Here is a 23,023-nt window from a genome sequence, read left to right on the forward strand (position 1 = left end):
TGATAGCGCCTGCCGCCCATAGGGGCGGGCATCAGACGGGGTTGGAGTCGGTATCCGCGACGGAAGCAGAAGGCGCGGCGGCCAGCACGTCGTCGGGAATCGGCAGGTCGGGCACCACGCGCGGTGCGGGCGTGACCGGCGGTGCCACCGCGCCCGAGGCGAAGGCGCTCGCGGGCGGCATCTTGGCGACCAACTCTTCCGCGAAGGCGATGAAGGCCTGGCTGCCGCGGGCGGACGGGTCGAACACCACGCCCGGCAGGCCGTAGCTCGGCGCTTCGGCGAGCCGCACATTGCGCGGGATCACGGTGTCGAACACCTTGTCGCCGAAGTGGGACTTGAGCTGCTCGCTCACCTGCTGCTGCAGCGTGATGCGCGGATCGAACATCACGCGCAGCAGGCCGATGATCTGCAGGTTCTTGTTGAGGTTGGCGTGCACCTGCTTGATGGTGTTGACCAGGTCCGTGAGCCCTTCGAGCGCGAAGTACTCGCACTGCATCGGCACGATCACGCCGTGGGCGGCGCACAGGCCGTTGAGCGTCAGCAGGCTCAGGCTCGGCGGGCAGTCGATCAGCACGAAGTCGTACTCGGCGCCGACGGCGGCCAGTGCCGTGCGCAGGCGCTTTTCGCGGCGGTCGAGCGCCACCATTTCGACTTCGGCGCCGGCCAGCTCACGGTTGGCGCCCAGCACGTCGTAGCTGGCCTCAGCCTCGATGAGCTTGTCGGACTTCACCCGCGCCTCGGCCACCGAGGCCGATTCGAGCAGCACGTCGTACACCGTGAGCTCCAGCTGACGCTTGTCGATGCCCGAGCCCATGGTCGCGTTGCCCTGGGGATCGAGGTCGATCATCAGCACGCGCTGGCCTACTTTGGCCAGGCCGGCGGCGAGATTGACAGTGGTGGTGGTCTTGCCGACGCCGCCCTTCTGGTTGGCGATGCAGAAAATCTTGGCCATGTGTCGTCAGTGCGGGTCGTCGGGGTCGGTCAGCGTGAGATCGCGAGCTTGATGCCGAAGGCGATCAAGAACGTGCCAGCCAGCTTTTCGAGCGTGGCCGAGATGCGGGGATTGGCGCGGATGCGCTCGGCCAGAAAGTGCGTGAGCAGCGTCGAGGTCAGGCCGTACAGGAAGGTCAGCACGGCGATGGTCACGGCCATGGCGCCGAAAGTGATGAGGCCCTGGTGGCGCGCCGGATCGACGAACAGCGGGAAGAAGGCCATATAGAACACGATCGCCTTGGGGTTCAGCAAGGTGATCGTCAGCGCCTGGCGCAGGAAATGGCTCGGGCGGATGTTCAAGATCGGCGCCGCACCGGGCTTGGCCAGCAGCATCTTGAGGCCGAGCCACGCCAGGTAGGCGGCGCCCAGCCACTGCACGGCCTTGAAGGCGGCCGGGTAGGCAGCCAGCACGGCAGACACGCCCGCCACTGCCGCCCACATCAAGACCTGATCTCCCAGGATCACGCCGAAGGTCGCTGCCAGGCCGCCACGAATGCCGCCTTTGCTGGTCGAAGTGATCAGCGCCAGATTGCCCGGGCCGGGAATCAGAAGGAACACGACGATGGCGGCGACGAATGCGCCGTAGTCAGCGATGCCGAACATGGGATTTGCCTCGAAAAAGAGAGCCAGGGGGAGGCTTCGAGTCTAAGGCAGGCCGGCGCTGGGAAGATTGCTCCGACACCGGCTTTTGCCGGCGCCGTCGCATCTTTTACGAAATCAGGCGGCCTCTTTGCGCGCCCAGACGATGCAGCGCTCGGCATCCAGGCCCGGCACCGTCAGTTGTTCCACGTGAAACACTGCGACGCCTGCCGGCAAAGCGGCGAGTTCGTCGGTCGGCAGCTTGCCCTTCATGGCCAGCCAGACACCGCCCGGCGCCAGCAGATGCACCGAGCCATTGAAGAAGTCGGGCAGCGATGCGAAGGCCCGCGAGCTGATCACCTCGTAGCTGCCGGCCAGCGATTCGACCCGCGCGTGCAGGCCGCGCAGGTTCGGCAACTCCAGTTCGGCCGCCACCTGTTGCACGAAGGCCGCCTTCTTGGCGACGGCGTCGAGGCAGCTGACCTCGATGCCGGGCCGCATGATGGCGATCACCACGCCCGGCAAGCCGCCACCCGAACCGACGTCGAGCAACTTGCCCTTCCCAGCCCACTCGCGCTGCAGCGGTGCGACGGCTGCGAGGCTGTCGAGCAGGTGGTGCGTCATGACGCCAGCCGGGTCGCGCACGGCCGTCAGGTTGTAGACCTTGTTCCACTTGAGCATCAGCGTGCCGTAGGCCAGCAGCTGTTCGCCCTGCGTGTCGGACAGGGCCACGCCCAAGGCGGCTGCGCCTGCGCGCAGCGTGTCGAGAGGCGTCGCGCTCATGGGGCGGTGTGCGGCTCGGCGGCAGCAGCTTCGGTGGTTGTCGCGGTATCGGCTGCGGCATCGCGGGCGAAGGCCTTGTGCCCGCCCTTGCGCAGATGAATCATCAGCAGCGAGATCGCGGCGGGCGTGACGCCCGAGATACGCGAGGCCAGCCCCAGCGTTTCCGGCCGGTGCTTGTCCAACTTCTGGCGCACCTCGAAGCTCAGGGCCTTGACCTGGCCGTAGTCGAAATCCGCCGGCAGCTTCAGGTTCTCGAAGTGCGCAGCGCGCTCCACTTCGTCGTGCTGCCGTTCGATGTAGCCGGAGTACTTGGCCGAAATCTCGATCTGCTCGATCTCGGACTCGCCCAGGGCCGTACTCGCAGCGTACTTGCCGCCGTCCAGCGACATCAGCGTTGCGTAGTTCACATCAGGCCGGCGCAGCAGGTCGGCTAGGTTGTATTCGTGCTCGATGGCTTTGCCCAGCACCCGCGCCGACTCGGCCGCCGGCAGGTTGCGCGGGTTCACCCAGATCGACTTGAGTCGCTCTGTTTCACGTGAAACAACGTCGCGCTTTCGGCTGAAAGCGTCCCAGCGCGCGTCGTCCACGAGGCCCAGCTTGCGCCCTGCTTCGGTCAGGCGCATGTCGGCGTTGTCCTCGCGCAGCTGCAGCCGGAACTCGGCGCGGCTGGTGAACATGCGGTACGGCTCGGTCACGCCCTTGGTGATCAGGTCGTCGACCAGCACACCCAGGTAGGCCTCGTCGCGGCGCGGCAGCCAGGCGTCTTCGCCCCGGCACTGCAGCGCGGCATTGATGCCGGCGAACAGGCCTTGGGCCGCCGCCTCTTCGTAGCCGGTGGTGCCGTTGATCTGTCCGGCAAAGAACAGGCCGCGGATCGCACGGGTCTCGAAGCTGCTCTTGAGTTCGCGCGGATCGAAGTAGTCGTACTCGATGGCGTAGCCCGGGCGCAGGATGTGGGCGTTTTCCAGGCCGGCCATCGAGCGCACCAGTTGGTACTGGATGTCGAACGGCAGGCTGGTCGAAATGCCGTTCGGGTAGTACTCGTGGGTCGTCAGGCCTTCGGGCTCGAGAAAGATCTGGTGGCTGTCCTTGTCGGCGAAGCGGTTGATCTTGTCTTCGACGCTCGGGCAGTAGCGCGGACCCACGCCGTCGATCTTGCCGGTGAACATCGGGCTGCGGTCGAAGCCCGAGCGAATGATGTCGTGCGTGCGCTGGTTGGTGTGCGTCACCCAGCACGGCATCTGCCGCGGGTGCATCTCGACCTTGCCCATGAAGCTGAACACCGGTATCGGCCTCTTCTCCCCTTCGCCACCGGGCATGCCGTCGCCGGGCTGTTCGGTGCACTTCGAGAAGTCGATGCTGCGGCCATCCAGACGCGGCGGTGTGCCGGTCTTCAGGCGGCCCTGCGGCAGCTTCAGTTCCTTGAGGCGCGCCGACAGGCTGATCGCTGGCGGGTCGCCCGCGCGGCCGGCCTGGTAGTTGTCGAGGCCGACGTGGATGCGGCCGTCGAGAAAAGTGCCCGCGGTCAGCACCACGGTGCGCGCGCGGAAGGAAATGCCCACCTGCGTGACGGCGCCGACCACACGGTCGCCTTCGATCATCAGGTCGTCGACGGCTTGCTGGAACAGGCTGAGGTTCGGCTGGTTTTCCAGGCGGTGGCGGATCGCGGCCTTGTACAGCACGCGGTCGGCCTGCGCACGCGTCGCGCGCACCGCCGGGCCCTTGCTCGAATTGAGGATGCGGAACTGGATGCCCGCCTCGTCCGTGGCAATGGCCATCGCGCCGCCGAGCGCATCGACCTCTTTCACGAGGTGGCCCTTGCCGATGCCGCCGATCGACGGGTTGCAGCTCATCTGCCCCAGCGTCTCGATGTTGTGGGAGAGCAGCAGCGTCTTGGCGCCCATGCGTGCGGAAGCGAGCGCGGCTTCGGTGCCGGCATGGCCACCGCCGACGACGATCACATCGAATTCTTCGGGGTACAGCATTGGAAAAAAGGAGCGCACCACAGGACGCGTGCGCGGCGCAAAAAAGGGCACTAATTTTAAGCGGCGATGCCCTGTCGTGCCCCTGGTGTGGACAAGCTAGAGGGCCACGCCAAAAATGGCCAGAGCCCGCGCCGGGATTGCGGAGGATGCTATATATTTAATAGCAAACAACCCACGTCAGGCGGGCACTTGCGCGGGCTTGGGCACCGGATCGGGCTTCTCGATGCCTCGCAGCTCACCGCTGGGGGCCGGCGTGCGCGGCGGCACCGCGCGTTCGTCCTGCAGTTCCTGAATCGTGAGCTTCTTGTCGGTCATGCGCACGGCGCCGAAGATCGTGGAGAAGGCCACGTCCTTCGCATCGCGCCCCGTGCCCACGCGCACCAGCCGGTCGACGGGCGCCATGCGCGTCGGATCGAACAGCACCCACTGCCCGCCCAGCCAGGCCTCGAACACGGCGTGGAAATCCTGCGGCGGCTCGTCGAACCACACATAGCCCACCACCAGCCGCGCCGGAATGTTGAGCGCGCGGCAGAAGGTGATGCCCAGGTGCGCGAAGTCGCGGCACACGCCGGCGCGCTGCACGAACACCTCGCGCGCCGTGGTGGTCGAGTCGCTGCTGCCCGGCACGTAGACGATGCTGTCGTGGATCCAGTCGGCAATCGCCTGCACGCGGCCGATGCCCGGCGGCAGGTCGCCGAAGAGCTGCTGCGCGCAGCGCGCCAGCAGGTCGGACTCGCAATAGCGCGTGGGCAGCAGGTCGCCCAGCACGGCGTCGGGCAGCTGGCTCACCGGCACTTCGGGCAAGGTCGCCGGCACATGCACCACCGGGCGCCGCACCGTCGCGCGGTAGGCGATGGTCAGCGGGCCGGGTTGGGCGTCGAAGCGCACGTAGCGATTGCCGCTGTCGGCCTCGCAGCCTATCCGCAACCGCGCGGGCGGCTCGATGGTCAGCGTTTCGGCCAGCACCGTCTGCGCGCCCGTGCGCGCGGCCTCGATGTTCAGCCGCAGGTGCGCCGGGGCGTCGACCTCATAGTCCAGGCGCAGGTCGATGTGCGACAGGTGCATGGCACGGGCCAAGGGCGCGCCGGCCGGCAGCGCGGTCAATCGATCGCTTTCTTCACCGCGCCGACGCCGAGTGCGGCCAGCACCACGAACAGCACCGCCAGCACGAGGAACAGCCCGAACAGCAGCTTGGCAATGCCCGCCGCACCGGCCGCAATGCCGCCGAAGCCCAGCAGGCCGGCCACGAGCGAGATGACCGCAAAAATGATCGCGTACTTGAGCATGGTGAACCACTCCTTTGTTGCCTTGCAGCGGCTTGTGCCGCCGTGTCGGGACTGTAGAAAGCCCCGGCCGGCCGCCCGATAGTCGGCGCGCGCGAGCCGCCGTAGGACAAAAACGCGACGCAGCCAAACCCGCTAGCATCCCCTGCGGTCGCACAGATCTTTTCCTTCTATCCATTGGAGTTTTTTCGAATGAAGCTGTACTACTCGCCCGGCGCCTGCTCGCTCTCCCCCCACATCGCGCTGCACGAAGCCGGCATTGCCTTCGAACCCGTGCTGGCCAGCATCAAGAGCCACAAGCTGCAAGACGGCACCGACTACTACGGCATCAACCCGCTGGGCTACGTGCCGATGCTCGAGCTCGACGACGGCACCCGCCTGCGCGAAGGCCCGGCCATCGTGCAATACATTGCCGACCTCGCCCCCACCAAGAACCTCGCGCCCGCCAACGGCACGATGCCGCGCTACCGCCTGCAGGAGTGGCTGACCTTCATCGGCACCGAGATGCACAAGGGCTTCAGCCCGCTGTTCAACCCGGCCATGCCCGAAGAAGCCAAGACCATCTCCAAGGACAAGCTCAAGGCCCGCTTCGAGTGGCTCGACAGCGAACTCGCCGCCAAGCAGTACCTGATGGGCGAGCATTTCAGCGTGGCCGACGGCTACCTGTTCACCGTGACCAACTGGACCAAGCCCACCGGCGTGGACATCTCGGCCTTCCCCAACGTGCTGGCCTGGCACGCCCGCGTGGCCGCCCGCCCCGCCGTTCAGGAAGCAATGAAGGCCGAAGGCCTGCTGAAGTAAGCCGAAGCCCACCGATCCGGGGGAAAACCCGGATCGATTCAGCCAGAAGCCGCCTTGCGCGGCTTTTCTTTTGCCTCATAAACTCTATAAATAGAACTTTAGAGATTGAGGCCGATGTCTTCTTCTTCGCCTTCTTCCAGCCCGGACGAACCCGGCGCACCCGGTGCACGTGGCCCGCTCACCGGCGTGCGCGTCGTCGACGTCACGACCATCTTCATGGGCCCTTCGGCCACGCAGATGCTCGGCGACCTCGGCGCCGACGTGATCAAGGTCGAAGCGCCCGAGGGCGACGTGGTGCGCGGCATTGGCGCCCAGGGCCAGCAGAAGATGGGCCCGCTGTTCCTGGGCATGAACCGCAACAAGCGCAGCATCGCGCTCGACCTGAAGTCGCCCGAGGGCCGCGCCGCGCTGCTCGACCTCGTGCGCGACGCCGACGTGCTCACCTACAACGTGCGCCCGCAGGCCATGGAGCGCCTGGGCCTGGGCTACGACGCGCTCGCCGCCCTCAACCCGCGCCTGCTCTACGTCGGCATGTTCGGCTTCTCGCAGCGCGGGCGCCATGCCGCGAGCGCGGCCTTCGACGACCTCATCCAGGCCGCCTGCGCCCTGCCCCAGGCCATGGCCATGGGCAGCCCCGACGGCACGCCGCGCTACCTGCCCATCACCATCGCCGACCGCTCGGTGGGCCTGTATGCCTTCGGCGTGATCAGCGCCGCGCTCTACGGCCGCGAGCGCACCGGCCGCGGCCAGCGCATCGACGTGCCGATGTTCGAGACCATGGTGCCGCAGGTGCTCGGCGACCACCTCTACAACCAGACCTTCGTGCCGCCGCAGGGCGACTTCGGCTACCCGCGCCTGCTCTCGCCCGAACGCCGCCCCTACCCGACACGCGACGGCCACGTCTGCTGCCTGATCTACACCGACCCGCAGTGGCGCGCCTTCCTCGCCGCCATCGGCCAGCCCGCACTGTTCGACAGCGACCCGCGCTTTGCCGACATCCGCGCGCGCACGCGGCACATCGACGCGCTCTACGCGATGGTCGGCGAGGCGCTGGCCACGCGCACCACCGCCGAGTGCCAGGCCCTGCTCGCGGGCACCGACATCCCGGTGTTCCCGATGCACACCTTCGACACGCTGCTCACCGACGCGCACCTGCAGGACATCGGTTTCTTCAGCGAGATGGACCACCCCGACGTCGGCCGCATCCGCCAGATGGCCGTGCCCAGCGAATGGTCCGGCACGCCGCCCGGCCCCGCCACGCCGCCGCCGCGCCTGGGCCAGCACAGCCGCGAGGTGCTGCGCGAAGCGGGCTACGACGACGCGCGCATCGACGCCCTCATTCACAACGGCGCCGTGCGCGCATCCTGATGACCACCACCGCTTCTTCCTTCATCGCCTGCGACATCGACGGCCACGTCGCCACCCTCGCGCTCGACCGGCCCGAACGCCGCAACGCCTTCGACCTCGAGATGCGCGCGCAGATGTTCGATGCGATCCGCAATGCCGTCGAAGACCCACAGGTTCGTGCCATCGTCCTCACCGGGCGCGGCGGCCACTTCTGCGCGGGCGGCGACGTCAAGGGCATGCGCGAGATCGAACGCCTCGAAGCATCCGCCGGCCGCCTGCGCATGAAGGACGCACAGGCCGGCATGCGCCTGCTGATGCAGAGCGACAAGCCCGTCGTCGCGGCCGTCGAGGGCTGTGCCTACGGCGGCGGCTTCGGCCTTGCGCTGACGGCCGACATCGTGCTCGCCGCGCCCAGCGCGCGCTTCTGCATGTCGTTCATGAAGGTCGGCCTCGTGCCCGACTGCGGCTCGCTCTTCACGCTCGCGCGCAGCGTGGGCCTGAACCGCGCCAAGGCGCTGATGCTGTCGGCGCGCGAGCTCGACGCACAGACCGCGAGGGACTGGGGCATCGTGCATGAAGTCATCGCCGCCGAGGCGCTGCTGCCGCACGCACAGGCCCTCGCCGCCGTACTGGCGAACGGCCCCGCCACCGCCATCGCCCTCACCAAGCAGGGTCTGCAGCGCACCTTCGACAGCGACATGGACGCGATGTTCGAGTTCGAAGCCATGGCGCAAGGCCTGGCCTTCGCCACCGACGACCACCGGCAGGCCATCGACGATTTCACGCAGCGCCGGCCGGCGCGCTTCCAGTGGCCCGCCTCGCCCTCCTCTTCTTCCTCTTGACTCAAGGACCCACCGCATGACCGACCACGCCCCGTCCCCCACCGAACTGCGCGAGGAAATGCGCGGCGCCGTGATGTGGCTCACCATCGACCGCGAAGCACGCCGCAACGCCATCAGCGCGGGCGTGCTCGCCGGCCTGTCCGATGCGCTGGCGCGCGCCAACCACAACACCGACGTGCGCGCCGTCGTCATCACCGGCGCGGGCACGCGCGCCTTCTGCGCGGGCGCCGACCTGCAAAGCGGCAGCGCCTTCAAGTTCGATTACTCGCAGCCCTACCAGGGCTTCGCCAACCTGTTCCGCCAGGCGAAGCAATCGACCGTGCCGCTCATCGCGCGCGTCAACGGCGCGTGCATGGCCGGCGGCATGGGGCTCATGGGCATGTGCGACATGGCCGTGGCCAGCAGCCAGGCCGTGTTCGGCCTGCCCGAGGTGAAGGTCGGCCTCTTTCCCGCGCAGGTGCTCAGCGTGCTCGGCGACCTGCTGCCGCGCCGCGTGCTGTCCGAGATGTGCATCACCGGCGAGCCGATCACCGCCGCGCAGGCGCTCGAACACGGCCTCGTCAACCGCGTGAGCGATGACGTCGACGAGAGCGTCGACTGGCTGCTCGGTCGCATGCTCGACAAGTCGCCCGCCGCCATCCGACGCGGCCTGTACACGATGAAGAAGATCGAGGCGATGGCGTTCGAGGAATCGATGGCCTTCACCGAAAGCCAGATCGCCCTCTTCGCCCTGACCGAAGACGCCGCGGAAGGCCAACTCGCCTTCCGCGAAAAACGCAAACCGCAATGGAGTGGCCGATGAACAGCAGCACAAAAAACAGCAAGGACCGCGTCGTCCGCATCGGCGGCGCCTCCGGCTTCTGGGGTGACAGCAGCGTGGGCGCACCGCAGCTCGTGGCCAGCGGACAGATCGACTACCTGGTGTTCGACTACCTGGCCGAACTCACCATGTCGATCCTTGCCGGCGCACGGCTCAAGAAGCCCGAGCTGGGCTACGCCACCGACTTCGTCTCGGTCGCCATGAAGGCCGTGCTCAAGGACGTGGTGGCGCAAGGCATCCGCGTCGTGAGCAATGCCGGCGGCGTCAATCCGCAAGGCTGCGCCGACGCACTGGCCGCGCTCGCTGCCGAGCAAGGCATCGCGCTGAAGATCGCCGTGGTGAGCGGCGACGACGTGTCGCCGCTGCTGCCCGAGCTGCGCGCATCGCAACCGCCCGTGCGCGAACTGCAGAGCGGCGCGGCCCTGCCCGAGCGCGTGCTCACCGCCAACGCCTACCTCGGTGCGCGGCCCGTGCAGGCGGCGCTCGATGCGGGCGCGCAGGTGGTCATCACCGGCCGCTGCGTCGACTCGGCCGTCACGCTCGGTGTGCTGATGCACGAATTCAAATGGCAGCCCGGCGACCACGACCTGCTGGCGGCCGGCAGCCTCGCGGGCCACATCATCGAATGCGGCTGCCAGGCCACCGGCGGCCTGCACACCGACTGGGACACCGTGCCCGACTGGCCGCACATCGGCTACCCCATCGTCGAGTGCAGCGCCGACGGCGGCTTCGTCGTCACCAAGCCCGCGGGCACCGGCGGCAAGCTCACGCCCGCGGTGGTCGGCGAGCAGATGCTCTACGAGATCGGCGACCCCGCCACCTACCTGCTGCCCGACGTGGTGGCCGACTTCACGCAGGTGCGCATCGAACAGGCCGGCGAACACCGCGTGGCCGTGCACGGCGCGCGCGGGCGCGCACCGACCGCCACCTACAAGGTCTGCGCCACCTACGTCGAAGGCTTCAAGACCGCGGCGCAGCTCACCATCGTCGGCTTCGATGCGGTGGCCAAGGCGCGTCGCACCGGCGAGGCGATCCTCACGCGCACGAGCGAGCTGATCGCGGCCGCCGGCCTCGGGCCCTACAGCGGCACGCAGCTCGAAGTGCTGGGTGCCGAGTCCTGCTACGGACCGCACGCCCAAGCCACGCCAACGCGTGAAGCCATCCTGCGCCTCGCGGTGACGCACCCGCGCAAGGAAGCCCTGGAGCTGTTCGCACGCGAGGTCGCGCCGGCGGGCACCTCGTGGGCGCCGGGCACCACGGGCGCGGGCGGCGGGCGCGCATCGGTCTCGCCGTCCATCCGGCAGTACGCGTTCCTGCTCGACAAGGCGCGGGTGCAGCCGCGCGTCACGGTCGATGGTGCGCCGGTCGAGGTGCCGCCGACGCAGGCGGGGCCGGGAGACGGCGCACCCCGTGCGGCGGTCGCTTCGGCAGACACCGTGCCCGACATCGACACCGCCGACGGCATCGAGGTGCCACTGATCCGCCTGGCCTGGGCCCGCAGCGGCGACAAGGGCGACACCTCCAACATCGGCATCATCGCGCGCCACCCCGCGCTGCTGCCGCTGCTGCGCGCGCAGCTCACCGAGGCCCGCGTGGCCGCATGGCTCGCGCACCTGGTGAAGGGCCGCGTCACGCGCTACGACGTGCCCGGCATCGACGCCTTCAACTTCGTCTGCGAACAGGCGCTCGGCGGCGGCGGCATGGCCTCGCTGCGCAACGACCCGCTGGGCAAGGGCATGGGACAGATCCTGCTCGCGATGCCGGTGCGTGCGAGCACCGCCCTGCTGGCGCTGTTGCCATGAACGCCGCGCGCATCCGGCGACGCAGGCTGGTGCTGGGCAGCTGCGGCGCCGCAGTGCTCGGCGCGCCGCTGCATGCGCTGGCGCAGCCGGCCTGGCCGTCGCGGCCGATCCGCCTCATCGTCTCCTTCAGCGCCGGCAGCGGCAACGACACCATCGCGCGTGAACTCGCGGTTGCGATGACGCAGCAACTGGGCCAGAGCGTGGTGGTGGAAAACCGCGGCGGCGGTGGCGGCGTGATCGGCACCGACGCCGTCGCCAAGGCCGCGCCCGACGGCTACACCATCGGCCTGGGCACCAGCTCGCAGCTGGTGATGAACGTCGGCCTGTACCGCTCGCTGCCCTTCGACGTCGAGAAAGACCTGCAGGCCATCGGCCTGGTCTCGCGCACGCCGCTCGTGCTGGTGGCCAGCGCCGACATGCCGGGCACGCTGAAGGAACTCATCGCGCTCGCGAAAGCCAAGCCCGGCGTGGTCAGCTACGGCTCCGGCGGCCCGGGCTCCATCAGCCACATCGTCGGCGAAGCCTTCGCCAAGGCGGCCGGCGTGCAGCTGCTGCACGTGCCCTACAAGGGCAACGGCGCCGCGCTGGTCGACCTTTCGGGCGGCCATGTGAAGCTGCTGTTCGACGGGCTGATCTCGACCGCACCGCTGGCGAAGCAGGGCAAGCTGAAGATGCTCGCGATCTCGGGCGACAGGCGCAGCCCGATGGCACCGGCGCTGCCGACCTTCGCCGAGCAGGGCCTGCGCGACTACGAGGCCTACACGTGGAACGAGCTGATGGCGCCCGCCGGCACGCCGCCCGAGGTGCTCGCCAGGCTCAATGGCGCGCTCAACCAGGCGCTGGCGTTGCCGGCCGTGCAGGCGCGGCTCGCGCAGGGCGCGTCTGATCCGCTGGGGCCGACCACGTCTGCGCAGGCCGAGACCTATGGACGGGCCGAGCGCGCGCGATGGGTACCATTCATCCGCTCGCTGCGCATCGACACTCCCTGAGGCGCAGTCCCGCCACGCCACGCCACGCCGTACAGCACAGCGCACCGCCCCCGACATGAACCTCCCCGCCGCGTCCCCTCTTCCTTCGCCCCTGGGTGGCGACCACGGCGCGGGCGTCACGCAGTACCTGCAACTGGCCAGCGTGCTGCGCCACCGCATCGCCCATGGCGAACTGCAGCCCGGCCAGCAGCTGCCCACCGTGGCGCAGCTCGCAGCCGACTACAAGCTCGCGCGCGTTACCGTGCGGCAGGCCTACGGGGTGCTCGCGCGCGAAGGCCTGCTCACCAGCCAGCGCGGGCGCGGCACCTTCGTCGCGGCGCGGCCCGCTGCCTGCGCAGACCCGCTGCTGCGCAACGCCATCAACGATCCGCGGGCGCGCAACATCCGTTTCGACATCCTCGAGCAGCGCCGCCAGCAGCCGCTGCCCGAAGGCCTGGCACGCGGCAGTGCCACCTTTGCGGACTACGCCTTCATCCGCAAGATTCACGTGCACGACGACGAGCCCTTCTGCCTCGTCGAGATCCATGTGGCGTCGGAGATCCACGCGCTCTTTCCGCCCGACAGCGAACAGCACCACAAGATCGCCCACCTGCTCGAACAGCACGCCGCCGACCGCATGCACAAGGTGCAGCAGACGCTCACGGTGGCGCCGGCCGACCTGCTGCTCGCGCAGTACCTGCACTGCTCCTTTGCCACCCCCATCGCGCACATGGAGCGCCGCGTCTTCGACACCCAGGGCCGCATCGCGCTCGCCGGACGCTTCTGGTACCGGGGCGACCGCTTCGTGTCCGACATCGAGATGCCCTTCGCCACCTGGGCCAACGCCGGGGCGTCGCTGATCCCCGAGGCCCTGGCGCTGCCCTGAGAAGGGTGAACGAACCCGCCATGCCCGCTCATCCCGCCCAGGCGCGCGGCTCGGCCACGCCGGATTCATTCACACCTTCTGAGCTGACCTGTCGTCCCTAGCACCAATCGGGACAACCGTGCGACAGCAGGGTTGAGGCGGGCGGCTTAGCCTCGGGCCTGTTTCAACTCTGCCCCTCCATCCGCGATGTCCACCCTTTTCGACCCCGTCCAGGCCGGCGACCTGCAGCTCGCCAACCGCATCGTGATGGCGCCCCTCACGCGCAACCGCTCGCCCAATGCGATCCCGCCCGACATCGCCGCCACCTACTACGCGCAGCGCGCCAGTGCCGGCCTGCTCATCACCGAAGCCACCGCCATCAGCCACCAGGGCCAGGGCTATTCCGACGTGCCCGGCCTCTACGGCACCGAACAGCTCGACGCCTGGAAGCGCGTGACCGACGCCGTGCACGCCCAGGGCGGCAAGATCGTCGTGCAGCTGTGGCACGTGGGCCGCGTCTCGCACACCGAACTGCAACCCGATGGCGGAAAGCCCGTCGCGCCCTCGGCCATCACCGCCAAGACCAAGACCGTGCTCATCAAGGACGGCGTGCCCACCTTCGTCGAAACCTCGGAGCCGCGCGCGCTCGACGCCGCCGAGCTGCCCGGCATCGTCCACGCCTACGCCGTGGCCGCACGCAGCGCCGTCGAGACCGCGGGCTTCGACGGCGTGGAGCTGCACGGCGCCAACGGCTACCTGCTCGACCAGTTCCTGAAAGACGGCAGCAACAAGCGCACCGACGACTACGGCGGCTCCATCGAGAACCGCGCACGCCTGCTGCTCGAATCCACGCGCGCCGTGGTCGACGCCGTCGGCGGCGGCAAGACCGGCATCCGCCTGTCGCCCGTCACGCCCGCCAACGACGCGCACGACAGCGACCCGCAACCGCTGTTCACCTACGTCGTGAAACAGCTCGCACCGCTGAACCTGGCCTACATCCACATCATCGAAGGCGCCACCGGCGGCCCGCGCGAAATCGCCGACCGCCCCTTCGACTACGAAGCCCTGAAGGCCGCCTACCGCGCCGCTGGCGGCAAAGCCGCCTGGATGGTCAACAACGGCTACGACCGTCCGCTGGCCGAAGAAGCCCTGAAGGAAGGCGACGACCTCGTGGCCTTCGGCAAGCCCTTCATCTCGAACCCTGACCTGGTCCGCCGGCTGCGTGAGAACGCGCCGTTGAACGAGCTGGACAAGGCGACGATGTATGGGGGTGGGGTGAAGGGGTATACGGACTATCCGGCGTTGAGCTGAGTCGGCCCTTCGGCGTCAACTTCTTCGCGCTAGCCTCGCCCTTTTTCGCAGGCAGCGCGTGAGGTGACGATTGTTCGCAGTGTGCGCCGCGCAGTCCCTGCAGACTGCGCCGACCTCTTTTCCTCCCAAGGAAGTCGTCGATGCCGCGCACGCTGTCTGTTTCTTCTGCTGCGATTCCTGTTGTTCTTGGTCGCCCCGTGCTGGAGCCTGTGCGGCTGTCGGGGCATGAGGGGCTCAATGGCCTGTTTGCCTACGAGCTCTTTCTCAAGACCCCGGATGTGCTGGCTCTGTCCGGCGTCTCTTCTGGCGCCGACTTTGATCTCGATGCGTTCATCGGCCGCGAGATCAGCTGCGAGATCGAACTCGATGGTTCTGTCCCTCGCCAGCTCAACGCCCTGATCACCGACGCGGCCCTTTGGGGCGAAGAAGGCCGCCACGTCCAGTACAAGCTCACCCTTCGCCCCTGGCTGCACCTGGCCACCCTGCGCACCGACTGCAGGATCTTCCAGAACCTCAGCGTCGTTCAGATCCTGGACGCACTGCTCGCCAGCTACGCCTTCCCCGTGGACAAGCGCCTGATCGAGCACTACCCGGCGCGCGACTACCAGACCCAGTTCAACGAGAGCGACTTCGCCTTCTTTGCCCGCCTGTGCCAGGAATGGGGCATCAGCTACCACTTCGAGCATTCGGACGGCAAGCACCGCTTGGTGCTCTCGGATGCCATGGGTGCGTATTCGGCTGGCGATGCGCTGTACGAACAAGTCGAGTACCACGCCCCGGGCTGGAAGATCGATGCCGAGTACATCCACAGCTTCGTGCCTGCCCATCAGCTCACCAGCGGGAAGTACGCCACCCGGGACTACGACTACACCCGGCCGAGGGCTGATCTGAGTGTTTCTCGAACTGATCCGCGCCCGACCGGGCAGGCTGACGGCGAGGTCTACCAGTGGCATGCAGGAGCGGGAAGCAGTCACTACGCCCAGCCCAATGCGGGGGCTGATGCAGGCACTGATCCTCACGGCGACGGCCGCTTGCTCTCTCTTCTGCGCATGCAGGCACTGCGCACCCATGGCGCCCGGGCCCAGGCCAGCGGCAACCTTAGAGGCATGGTGCCCGGATGCACCTTCCAGCTGATGAAACACCCGAGGGAATCGGCCAATGGCGAGTACCTGATCCTGGACACCCGCTTCCTCATCGAGGACGTGGCCGAAGACAGCCAGAACCGCGAAGCCAATCCTGACCGCAAGCAGCAATGGCGCGTGCAGGTGGACTTCACGGCCCACCCGGTCACAGAGCCCCTGCGTCCCGAGCCGACACAGCCCAAGCCCGCGATGGTCGGCCCGCAGGTCGCGCTGGTGGTGGGCCCCGAGGGGCAGAACCTGTGGACCGACGAGCTGGGGCGCATCAAAGTGCAGTTCCCCTGGGACCGGCTGGGAGAGAAGAACCAGCACAGCAGCTGTTGGGTGCGGGTGAGTTCACCTTGGGCAGGCAACCAGCTCGGGGGCATCCAGATCCCTCGCATTGGTCAGGAAGTCATCGTCGGCTTCATTGCGGGAGACGCGGACCTGCCGATCTGCATGGGGCGGGTGCACAACCAGGTCAATCTGCCGCCGTGGCAGCTGCCCGGCCAGAGCGCATTGAGCGGGTTCAGGAGCCGGGAGCTGACCGAGGGTGGGGGCAACAGTGCGGCGGGCCGCTCGAATCACCTGATCCTGGATGACACGGCTGAAAAAATCCAGGCGCAGCTCAAGAGCGATCACCAGAGTTCAAGCCTGAGCCTGGGAGCGATCACGCGCATCGAGGACAACGCAGGCAGAAAAGACCCAAGGGGTGAGGGCTTCGAGCTGCGCACCGACGCTCACGGCGTATTGAGAGCGCAGGACGGGATGCTCATCACGACCGAAGGCCGCCCCGATGCAGCTCGTCACGCCAAGGACATGGGTGAAACCATCCAGCGCCTGACGAGTGCACGCGACCAGATCGAAGGCCTTGCCGACGCGGCCCGCACGGCCGAGGCTCAGGACGGCAACGACGACCAGTCCACCGTCGCCCAAGCCATCAAGCAACAGAACGAAGACCTCCGGGGCCACGGCAGCTCATCGACCGAAGGCCGCTTCCCCGAACTGGCCGCGCCGCATCTCGTGCTGGCCAGCCCCGCGGGCATTGCAGCCACCTCCACCACGCACCTGCATGCACACACCGGCACGCACATCCAGCTCACCAGCGCCGGCCACACCTCCCTGAGCGCCGCGCAACGCCTCCTCGCCAGCGTGGCGGAAGGCATGCGCATCTTCACGCTCAAGAGCGGCATCAAGGCCTTCGCATCGCAAGGCGACATCCGCATCGAAGCCCAAAGCGACGCCATCGAGGCCACCGCCTTGAAAGACATCAACATCGTGAGCACCGAAGACACGGTCTACATCACTGCCAAGAAGAAGGTCACGATCAACGGCGGCACCAGCTTCAGCGAATGGAGCGAAGGAGGCATCCGCCACGGCACGCTGGGCACATGGATCGAGCATGCCGCGATGCATGGGACGCCAGGGCCGGACAAGAAGCCAGGGCCGACAGCGCAGACCGTGTGCTGGGAGTGCCTGGCACGCGCCGCCCGTCAGGCCTCGCCCGTGGCGCCCCGCGTTTGACAAGACCGACACCGATGGAAATTCCAGCGTACGAACGCGAAGCGTTCGAGGACGAGATTTCGCAAACCATTGCGCAGGACATAGGCACTTTCGTCCGCCTCTCGCGCCAGAGCGGTCAACGTGGCCACGCACTGGTGAACGCCGGCCAATGTGGGGTGGTCGACGAAAACAGGCAGGAAGACGGATGGATAGCGCGTCTGGTGGCGCGATACCAACTCGATGCGACACCTTTGTTCCTTCACACGCCGGAAGCCGCTGCGGCCGGCGTCGGACCTTGGTTGGTCGAACTGCCATCCATGGCCGAAGCGGCGGATGCATCGCCATGGCTGCACGACCTCGCACGCGGAGCAGGTGCCGTGCATGCCCTCAGTCTCGTGGCTTCGCCATTGCGGCCGGTCACGCTGGCAGCGCACCTTCGCAGTTGGCTCGACGCCGTGATACCCCCGGATCCTGCGCTCGACGACGACGAGGCCGTCGGCGCCGTGCTTCGCTGGTTCGATCCGCGCATCGGCTTCGACATGGTGATCCGCTGGCCCGACGACGTTCGGCAAGACTTCTTGAGCGCATTCACCTGGGCAGGATGGAACGCCGAATTCCATCCGCACGGTCTTCGATGCAGCAAGCCATTTGCGCCGCGAAGTGCCGCGCGCACAGCACCCTTGCGATTGGACAAGGACCTGCTGCTCGCCATGGCTCCGCTCAACCGGGCCGATGCACTCCTGGCCCATGTGCATGATCGTTTCGGGTCGCCAGTGTTCCAGCACATCGCCCCTGCCTTGCAGCGTTGGATCGCCCTCGATCAGCTGCAAGCCGTGCAGCGCCTCGGCCTGAACGATTTCGAAAACTGGATCACGCTGCTGCATCAGTCGCTGAGCCTGCACCCCGAACTGCCGCAGCTACCCGGCCTTGCCAAAAACTGGGTCGACACGCGAGCTGCGGGGCGCACGCTCGCCCACGTGCTTGAAGCGCAGCCGGCCGAGTGGTGGCAACAACAACAGAATGCCGCGCCTCGCACCTGGGCCCAGTGGGCGTCTCGATTTCTCGCGCCATTGCAGGCGCGACGCGGCACACCTGATGCCGCCCATGCCTTTTCCGCGCTGTTCTCGGACGCGCCGGCCGTCGCCTGACGTCGACGTCTCACCCACTCGCCTCACTCCAGATCGATCCGTCATGCCCTACCAGCCCAAACCCGGCGTCTGCGACTGTTCCGAAACACCGCTGCTCGAAGAAGAAGCCATCATCCTGTTCCCCAGCCTCGGCACGCCGTTGCTGCTGGCCCCGGGCCAGGTCAAGGCCAGCATCTTCATCGCCGCGCCTTCGAGCATGCGTGGCAAGGCCAAGGCAGCGATCCCTATCGGTGAGGCCGTCGAGATGTACAGGCTGGTCGACCAGCATCTGCGTGTGGTCGACCTTGCAAGCAAACAGGAAGCCGAGCAGGCCGAGGGGTCGACGCGGACCGGTACCCTTTTCAAAGACGGCACGGCATGTGCTGCCGCCAAACCTTGCATCAAAGCCTGGCTCGTTGGCTCTTTCGGACCTGGGGCGCTCATCAGCGATCGACACGGCCGCCCCTTCGCCACCATCGCCCCTGCAGCGGCCCAGATCTACACCAAGGTGCAGGACGTCTACGAGGTCGAGCTCGACTTGTCAGCACCGCCCTTCGCCGATCTGCAGAAGCCCGGCGCCATGAAAAGCCTCGCCTGGATGATCCGACTGAGCGCCGAAGACAAGAAGCTTGAGGCCTTCAAAGGCGTCAAGTACGCCGAGGCCCAAGACCTTGCCATCGCACGCTTCCTGCAACAGCAGGCCACGCGCGACCCTTGGCACTTCGACAAGCTATACGAGTTCGCCATGCCGCCGCCCGATGTCCCGTTCAGCTGGAGCAAGCCCGGCCAAAGACCCGAACTGGACACCCTCCTCAAAAGCTGGCACCCCGTCAAGCGCATGACCAAGCCGCACCTCAAGCTGGGGCATCTCTCCGACGTTCATATCAACATGCGCCAGAACGCCATGGGCCGCAGCGATGCCAAAGTGCTCGAGGAGGCCGACGCGGCTTGGAACCGGCCCGTCGGCAGCAAGGTCTGCAACAGCTTCGAGGCCCTCAAGAAGCTGTTCGAGACGATGGCCACGGGCAGCGACCAGGTCGATGCCGTGCTGCTCACCGGAGACTTGATCGACTACAACCGCAACTTCAATCCCATGGCAGAACCCGGCGGCCCGGGCAGGATCGGCGAGCAGTGGAAAGCCTTCAACCTGCTGGGCAATGTCTTCGACAAGGAAAAAGGCCGCCGCCTCTATCCGAGGGGCCTGGACGACATGATGGTCTTCAGCCTGGTGCGTGAGATGTACCGCAATCCGGCGTACCAGTTGCCCATCATCATGACGAGCGGCAACCACGAGGCCTACCAGGTGCCCTACGGCATCAGCGCTCGGGTGGAGGCGGGCGACCAGCACAACTGGGCGTTCATGCTCGGCGTACTCGAGACCGCGACGCCCAACAGCCGCGATGCACGCAAACGCATGGAAGAGAACGCCCGCACGTCCTGGCCCGACGGCAATGTTCCGGCCGAGGCCCGACGGGCGCAACGAGCCCTTGCGCAGCCCGATGCCGTGGAGCGCCACCGCGCCCAGTTCGAAGCCGCCAGCGCCTGGACGCGCGGCAAGGCCAATGAAGGCATGAGCCGCGACCACAACATGACCATCTACGAGGCCTGCCTCGCCTATGGTCCCACCTACGGCCACGCATTGACGGGCTACAACTTCGACGGCGGCCAGTTCGACTGGTTCTATGCGCTGTTCACACCGCTTGCGGACGTGGTGTATGCCTACGGCGCGGAGAGCACCGACAAGCCGGGCGCCAAAGCCGGACAGGTGATTGCAGCGCTGGGCTGGGGCATCGACGAGAACTTCAAGAACCTGCTGGGCATTGCCGATTGGGGCGTGGACCGCCAGGGGCCGGGAATACTCCCGCGCGCCACCGAGTCGTTCAGCCGCGACCAGCTCAAGCTGCTGACGCAGGCCCGAAGCTACAAGGCTGCGAGCAAGGGCACGCTCACCGTCGCCACGCATTTCACCATCGTGAGCTTCGACGAACCCGAGCCCTACAGCAACGTGGCCAAAAAGAAGGACCGGGTCTTCTTCCACCCGCGCGACGGCGCCACCGGTGTCTGGGGCATGAAGGCTGCACTGAACCACGTCAACGTGGGCACCTGCGAAAAAAACCAGGCCACCTACCTGGCCCAATACGTTCAGCCGATGGATCAGGCGAAGGCCAGCCCCACCCCCAAGGTGGATTGGCATCTGTCGGGCCACAGTCATCGCTCGGGCGTCTACAAGCTCGGGTGGGACCCCCGCGGCATCTACGCATCAGATGGCTGGCGCGTCGAGGTGCGAGAAGCCAAGGACCCAGGCATCCACAACACGCAAACAGTCAAACCGAACACCGTGACGGCGCTGATCGTCTCCAGTTGCGGCGGGCCCATCGGCTACCAAAACCTGGACGGCGAACTCAGCGCCTGGACCGGCCGCCCGCCCGCGGGGACCACGCTCGACCCCACAACGGGCGAGATCCGGCAAGTGAAGACCGATCGGTGTCATGTCGAAGGCAAATTCCAGGGCAAGGGCTTCAACGAAAAGCCCCGGCTGGCGGTGGCACTCGACTACCTGCACGCAATGAGCGGCTTGCCCAAGAAAGGCAACATCCGTGTGCCCTTGCGCTTCAAGCCTGGGTACTTCGCCAAGAGCGGTCAGCTGGAACTGGTCCTGAGCGAGCAGGTGCGCAAGCTAGGGTGCGTGGTGAGCGTGACGTTGTGGGTGTTCGAGAAGAACAAGAAGAGCGGGGCCAAGCAATGGCATCGCATCGAGTCACAACTGAACACCTCTACTTTGGGCTTCAAGAATGAAGACAAAGCGAAGCTGCTTTCGATGATGGAAGCGATGACCTTGGATGCCAACGGTGCATTGGCAATGGCGTGGAGTCCCAAGTCAGTGATCGAGAGCAACCCGAACGCCGAATACGTCACGCTCAGCCGGCGACTCGTGCAATCCTTCTGCGAAGTCACGCTGAGCAAGCCCGTCCCCACCGATGCGGGTGAGGACTGGGCCAAAGACATGCTCCATGCGGACCCTTGGGTGTTTCCTTTGGATATCGCCCTCATCGACGGCAACGTGAACATGGGCGGGTTCAGCTTGAACAAGTCGGACCCGGCGCATCCAAAGAACGCCGCATGGTACTTCGGGCGGCCCATGGGCGAGCGCGGCGAAGTGCCCGACTGGGATTTCTTGTCTGACAACTTTGCTAGCAAAGGATATGTCGACAAGAAGTCCGCCATCTGGGTCAACAAGGACGCCGTGCGATAGGCAGTCCATGCAGCGACGCGACTTCCTTTCTACCTTCGGCTTGGCAACAGCCTCCTTTTTCTTCCCCTTGACTGGATGCTCCATGAGCAGCAAACCCAACATCAAGAATTTCAGCAGGATCTACCGCTATTTGCAGGATCCGGATTTGCGCACCCGTGAAACTGGCGATGCGCTGCTGACGATCGAAGGCGCGGAGTTCAGTGGACTCAATCTTCAAGGACTGGTCTGGCGCCATGTGAAATTCGTCAACTGTGACTTTGCGGGTGCCTATGAAATCAAGCTCGATCGACTTGAGAAGAGCACTTTCGAGAACTGCAAGTTTGTCGGAATTCACGGTTTTGGCGACATGGTGGACGTGACGCTTCATCGCTGTGCCTTTGATGGAGAAACCTATGTGATGGGCTACTCGGACAGCAAGCGCCTGGTGTTCGACGACTGCAACTTCGTCGGAACGGACAGCAACCGCAATCACTGGGGTGCAGTGGGCGGCTACGGAGAAGCAGAGTTCGTGAGATGCAAAGGCAAGTGGTTCGACTTGAGCGGACTCACCCAGTTGGTGATCCGAGACTGTGAATTCGAAACCGTTTCGAGCAAGCACGACCCCAGAGAGGTGGCCAATGTGCATGCGCCGGTTTTGATAGAACGCAGCAAGTTGCGCGGCACTTTCAATATGGTTGCGAGTTCAATCCAATCTCTCACCATCCGTGACACCGTCATCGACGCGCTCGATTTGACCGATACAACCATCAAAGGCGAAGTGACGATGGAGCGCGTCCGCGCAGGCAAGTTAGGTATGGCCGTTGCTTCCGGTCAGGCGCTTGCACTGAAAGCCGTCATAGTCACCGGCAATGGGCAGGAAGTCTTCTATCTCTCAGCGAACCGGTTCGCCAGCGCGTTGTTGGAGAACTGCGTCTTGCCCGACAACTTGAGCGGGGAGAAACCATGGATGGGTGGTGCGCAGAAGGAGCCCGCATACCAAGCCAGGCCACCACTCAACAAGAATTTGACCATTCGCAAATCCAAAGCATCACGCCTGGACGCGAGTTACTTGAACACAGCGCACCTGGTCTTGGATGGTTCCGAGTTCAATCATCTTGATCTGAGCTATGGGCGGATCGGCTTGATGGAGATGAACAACACCCAGATCGGGTTTTCCTTGGATTTGACCCACTGCCAGGTCAACGACTTCAAGCAAACGGGTGGCACCAGTTTGAAGAGCCTGGGCGGTCTCAAGCTCGACGGTTCCAACATCAACCTGCCGCAATGAACCATCCGCACATGAGAAAAATAGACAGATTCGATCTCGACAGCCACCACATCGAGCTGACATGAAAGGCTGCTTTTCAGATCCACATTTCTTCCTGCTGTGCAGCATTCCCTGGCTTCTTCTGGGGTTGCTCGTCGGTGGCATCGTGCTCGGGTTCAAGATGGCACGAGACGGAGCAGGGTTCTCAAGATTCATGGGGGTTTTGATCTTTCTCACATGCCTGCTCAGCGCGCCTCTTCTTCTCTGGCTCAACACGATGATTTTTAGCAGTAGCCTGTCGTTCGGCAGCAATTGGATGGGCACTCGATAGTCGGTGCTCCGTGGCCGAACCAATGGCAGCGTCTACCCCATTGCGAGCCGTACGACGAACGAATTG

19 protein-coding genes are annotated in these 23,023 nt (G+C 66.1%); 13 read left to right on the plus strand and 6 right to left on the minus strand.

Annotated elements, in window-relative coordinates:
- Positions 1–31 precede the first annotated feature (31 nt).
- The 6 genes from GFK26_RS06865 to GFK26_RS06890 form a co-directional block, all read right to left on the minus strand.
- A complete protein-coding gene (locus GFK26_RS06865; RefSeq protein WP_153281340.1) occupies positions 32–952 on the minus strand; it encodes a ParA family protein in 921 nt (306 codons plus the stop codon).
- Between the two features lie 29 nt (positions 953–981).
- Entirely contained in the window at positions 982–1,596 is a 615-nt protein-coding gene (locus GFK26_RS06870) for a LysE family transporter (RefSeq protein WP_153281341.1), read from the minus strand.
- Positions 1,597–1,710: 114 nt separating this feature from the next.
- Entirely contained in the window at positions 1,711–2,355 is a 645-nt protein-coding gene (rsmG, locus tag GFK26_RS06875) for a 16S rRNA (guanine(527)-N(7))-methyltransferase RsmG (protein WP_153281342.1), read from the minus strand.
- The gene (gene mnmG / locus GFK26_RS06880) at positions 2,352–4,340 is read right to left on the minus strand and encodes a tRNA uridine-5-carboxymethylaminomethyl(34) synthesis enzyme MnmG (RefSeq protein ID WP_153281343.1); all 1,989 of its coding nucleotides are present in this window, start codon (positions 4,338–4,340) and stop codon (positions 2,352–2,354) included. The genes rsmG and mnmG overlap by 4 nt, the downstream gene beginning before the upstream one ends.
- Before the next feature lie 177 nt (positions 4,341–4,517).
- Entirely contained in the window at positions 4,518–5,444 is a 927-nt protein-coding gene (locus tag GFK26_RS06885) for a transglutaminase-like domain-containing protein (RefSeq protein ID WP_416222546.1), read from the minus strand.
- Positions 5,441–5,626, minus strand: a complete 186-nt coding sequence (locus GFK26_RS06890) for a DUF1328 family protein (RefSeq protein ID WP_056574793.1) — start codon at positions 5,624–5,626, stop codon at positions 5,441–5,443. Before GFK26_RS06890 ends, GFK26_RS06885 begins: the two co-directional genes overlap by 4 nt.
- A gap of 189 nt (positions 5,627–5,815) precedes the next feature.
- Here GFK26_RS06890 and gstA point away from each other — a divergent pair, with 189 nt between their 5' ends.
- From gstA to GFK26_RS06955, 13 genes are all read left to right on the plus strand, one after another.
- Positions 5,816–6,424, plus strand: a complete 609-nt coding sequence (gstA, locus tag GFK26_RS06895; RefSeq protein WP_153281344.1) for a glutathione transferase GstA — start codon at positions 5,816–5,818, stop codon at positions 6,422–6,424.
- A gap of 114 nt (positions 6,425–6,538) precedes the next feature.
- Positions 6,539–7,792 carry a CaiB/BaiF CoA transferase family protein gene (locus GFK26_RS06900; RefSeq protein WP_153281345.1) on the plus strand — a complete coding sequence of 418 codons (1,254 nt, stop codon included), beginning with the start codon at positions 6,539–6,541 and terminating at the stop codon, positions 7,790–7,792.
- Positions 7,792–8,613, plus strand: a complete 822-nt coding sequence (locus tag GFK26_RS06905; protein WP_153281346.1) for an enoyl-CoA hydratase/isomerase family protein — start codon at positions 7,792–7,794, stop codon at positions 8,611–8,613. The genes GFK26_RS06900 and GFK26_RS06905 overlap by 1 nt, the downstream gene beginning before the upstream one ends.
- A gap of 16 nt (positions 8,614–8,629) precedes the next feature.
- Entirely contained in the window at positions 8,630–9,415 is a 786-nt protein-coding gene (locus GFK26_RS06910) for an enoyl-CoA hydratase/isomerase family protein (RefSeq protein ID WP_153281347.1), read from the plus strand.
- Entirely contained in the window at positions 9,412–11,235 is a 1,824-nt protein-coding gene (locus tag GFK26_RS06915) for an acyclic terpene utilization AtuA family protein (protein WP_153281348.1), read from the plus strand. The genes GFK26_RS06910 and GFK26_RS06915 overlap by 4 nt, the downstream gene beginning before the upstream one ends.
- A complete protein-coding gene (locus GFK26_RS06920; protein WP_153281349.1) occupies positions 11,232–12,224 on the plus strand; it encodes a Bug family tripartite tricarboxylate transporter substrate binding protein in 993 nt (330 codons plus the stop codon). Before GFK26_RS06915 ends, GFK26_RS06920 begins: the two co-directional genes overlap by 4 nt.
- A gap of 55 nt (positions 12,225–12,279) precedes the next feature.
- Complete coding sequence (locus GFK26_RS06925; protein WP_153281350.1) at positions 12,280–13,089, plus strand: GntR family transcriptional regulator; 810 nt, start codon at positions 12,280–12,282, stop codon at positions 13,087–13,089.
- A 186-nt stretch (positions 13,090–13,275) separates the two neighbouring features.
- Positions 13,276–14,379, plus strand: coding sequence for an alkene reductase (locus GFK26_RS06930; RefSeq protein WP_153281351.1), 1,104 nt, complete (start codon positions 13,276–13,278; stop codon positions 14,377–14,379).
- A 140-nt stretch (positions 14,380–14,519) separates the two neighbouring features.
- Positions 14,520–17,021 (plus strand): type VI secretion system Vgr family protein, encoded by a 2,502-nt coding sequence (locus GFK26_RS06935; RefSeq protein WP_153281352.1) that lies wholly within the window; start codon positions 14,520–14,522, stop codon positions 17,019–17,021.
- A 14-nt stretch (positions 17,022–17,035) separates the two neighbouring features.
- Positions 17,036–18,148 (plus strand): DUF4123 domain-containing protein, encoded by a 1,113-nt coding sequence (locus tag GFK26_RS06940; RefSeq protein WP_194274043.1) that lies wholly within the window; start codon positions 17,036–17,038, stop codon positions 18,146–18,148.
- Between the two features lie 43 nt (positions 18,149–18,191).
- Positions 18,192–21,380, plus strand: coding sequence for a metallophosphoesterase (locus GFK26_RS06945; protein ID WP_194274044.1), 3,189 nt, complete (start codon positions 18,192–18,194; stop codon positions 21,378–21,380).
- An 82-nt stretch (positions 21,381–21,462) separates the two neighbouring features.
- Positions 21,463–22,647: a hypothetical protein gene (locus GFK26_RS06950; protein ID WP_153281355.1), complete on the plus strand. Its 1,185-nt coding sequence runs from the start codon at positions 21,463–21,465 to the stop codon at positions 22,645–22,647.
- Between the two features lie 61 nt (positions 22,648–22,708).
- Positions 22,709–22,957: a hypothetical protein gene (locus GFK26_RS06955; RefSeq protein WP_153281356.1), complete on the plus strand. Its 249-nt coding sequence runs from the start codon at positions 22,709–22,711 to the stop codon at positions 22,955–22,957.
- The last annotated feature ends 66 nt before the right edge of the window (positions 22,958–23,023 follow it).

Source organism: Variovorax paradoxus (genome assembly GCF_009498455.1).
GTDB lineage: Bacteria > Pseudomonadota > Gammaproteobacteria > Burkholderiales > Burkholderiaceae_C > Variovorax > Variovorax paradoxus_H.

What these genes read in the sequence shown, in the direction of transcription:
- GFK26_RS06940 (WP_194274043.1), top strand. Translation starts at nt 17,036, where the DNA reads ATGGAAATTCCAGCGTACGAACGCGAAGCGTTCGAGGACGAGATTTCG.
- GFK26_RS06890 (WP_056574793.1), bottom strand. Translation starts at nt 5,626, where the DNA reads ATGCTCAAGTACGCGATCATTTTTGCGGTCATCTCGCTCGTGGCCGGC.
- GFK26_RS06920 (WP_153281349.1), top strand. Translation starts at nt 11,232, where the DNA reads ATGAACGCCGCGCGCATCCGGCGACGCAGGCTGGTGCTGGGCAGCTGC.
- GFK26_RS06950 (WP_153281355.1), top strand. Translation starts at nt 21,463, where the DNA reads ATGAGCAGCAAACCCAACATCAAGAATTTCAGCAGGATCTACCGCTAT.
- GFK26_RS06865 (WP_153281340.1), bottom strand. Translation starts at nt 952, where the DNA reads ATGGCCAAGATTTTCTGCATCGCCAACCAGAAGGGCGGCGTCGGCAAG.
- GFK26_RS06935 (WP_153281352.1), top strand. Translation starts at nt 14,520, where the DNA reads ATGCCGCGCACGCTGTCTGTTTCTTCTGCTGCGATTCCTGTTGTTCTT.
- gstA (WP_153281344.1), top strand. Translation starts at nt 5,816, where the DNA reads ATGAAGCTGTACTACTCGCCCGGCGCCTGCTCGCTCTCCCCCCACATC.
- GFK26_RS06900 (WP_153281345.1), top strand. Translation starts at nt 6,539, where the DNA reads ATGTCTTCTTCTTCGCCTTCTTCCAGCCCGGACGAACCCGGCGCACCC.
- GFK26_RS06915 (WP_153281348.1), top strand. Translation starts at nt 9,412, where the DNA reads ATGAACAGCAGCACAAAAAACAGCAAGGACCGCGTCGTCCGCATCGGC.
- GFK26_RS06905 (WP_153281346.1), top strand. Translation starts at nt 7,792, where the DNA reads ATGACCACCACCGCTTCTTCCTTCATCGCCTGCGACATCGACGGCCAC.
- GFK26_RS06955 (WP_153281356.1), top strand. Translation starts at nt 22,709, where the DNA reads ATGAAAGGCTGCTTTTCAGATCCACATTTCTTCCTGCTGTGCAGCATT.
- GFK26_RS06930 (WP_153281351.1), top strand. Translation starts at nt 13,276, where the DNA reads ATGTCCACCCTTTTCGACCCCGTCCAGGCCGGCGACCTGCAGCTCGCC.
- rsmG (WP_153281342.1), bottom strand. Translation starts at nt 2,355, where the DNA reads ATGAGCGCGACGCCTCTCGACACGCTGCGCGCAGGCGCAGCCGCCTTG.
- mnmG (WP_153281343.1), bottom strand. Translation starts at nt 4,340, where the DNA reads ATGCTGTACCCCGAAGAATTCGATGTGATCGTCGTCGGCGGTGGCCAT.
- GFK26_RS06945 (WP_194274044.1), top strand. Translation starts at nt 18,192, where the DNA reads ATGCCCTACCAGCCCAAACCCGGCGTCTGCGACTGTTCCGAAACACCG.
- GFK26_RS06910 (WP_153281347.1), top strand. Translation starts at nt 8,630, where the DNA reads ATGACCGACCACGCCCCGTCCCCCACCGAACTGCGCGAGGAAATGCGC.
- GFK26_RS06870 (WP_153281341.1), bottom strand. Translation starts at nt 1,596, where the DNA reads ATGTTCGGCATCGCTGACTACGGCGCATTCGTCGCCGCCATCGTCGTG.
- GFK26_RS06925 (WP_153281350.1), top strand. Translation starts at nt 12,280, where the DNA reads ATGAACCTCCCCGCCGCGTCCCCTCTTCCTTCGCCCCTGGGTGGCGAC.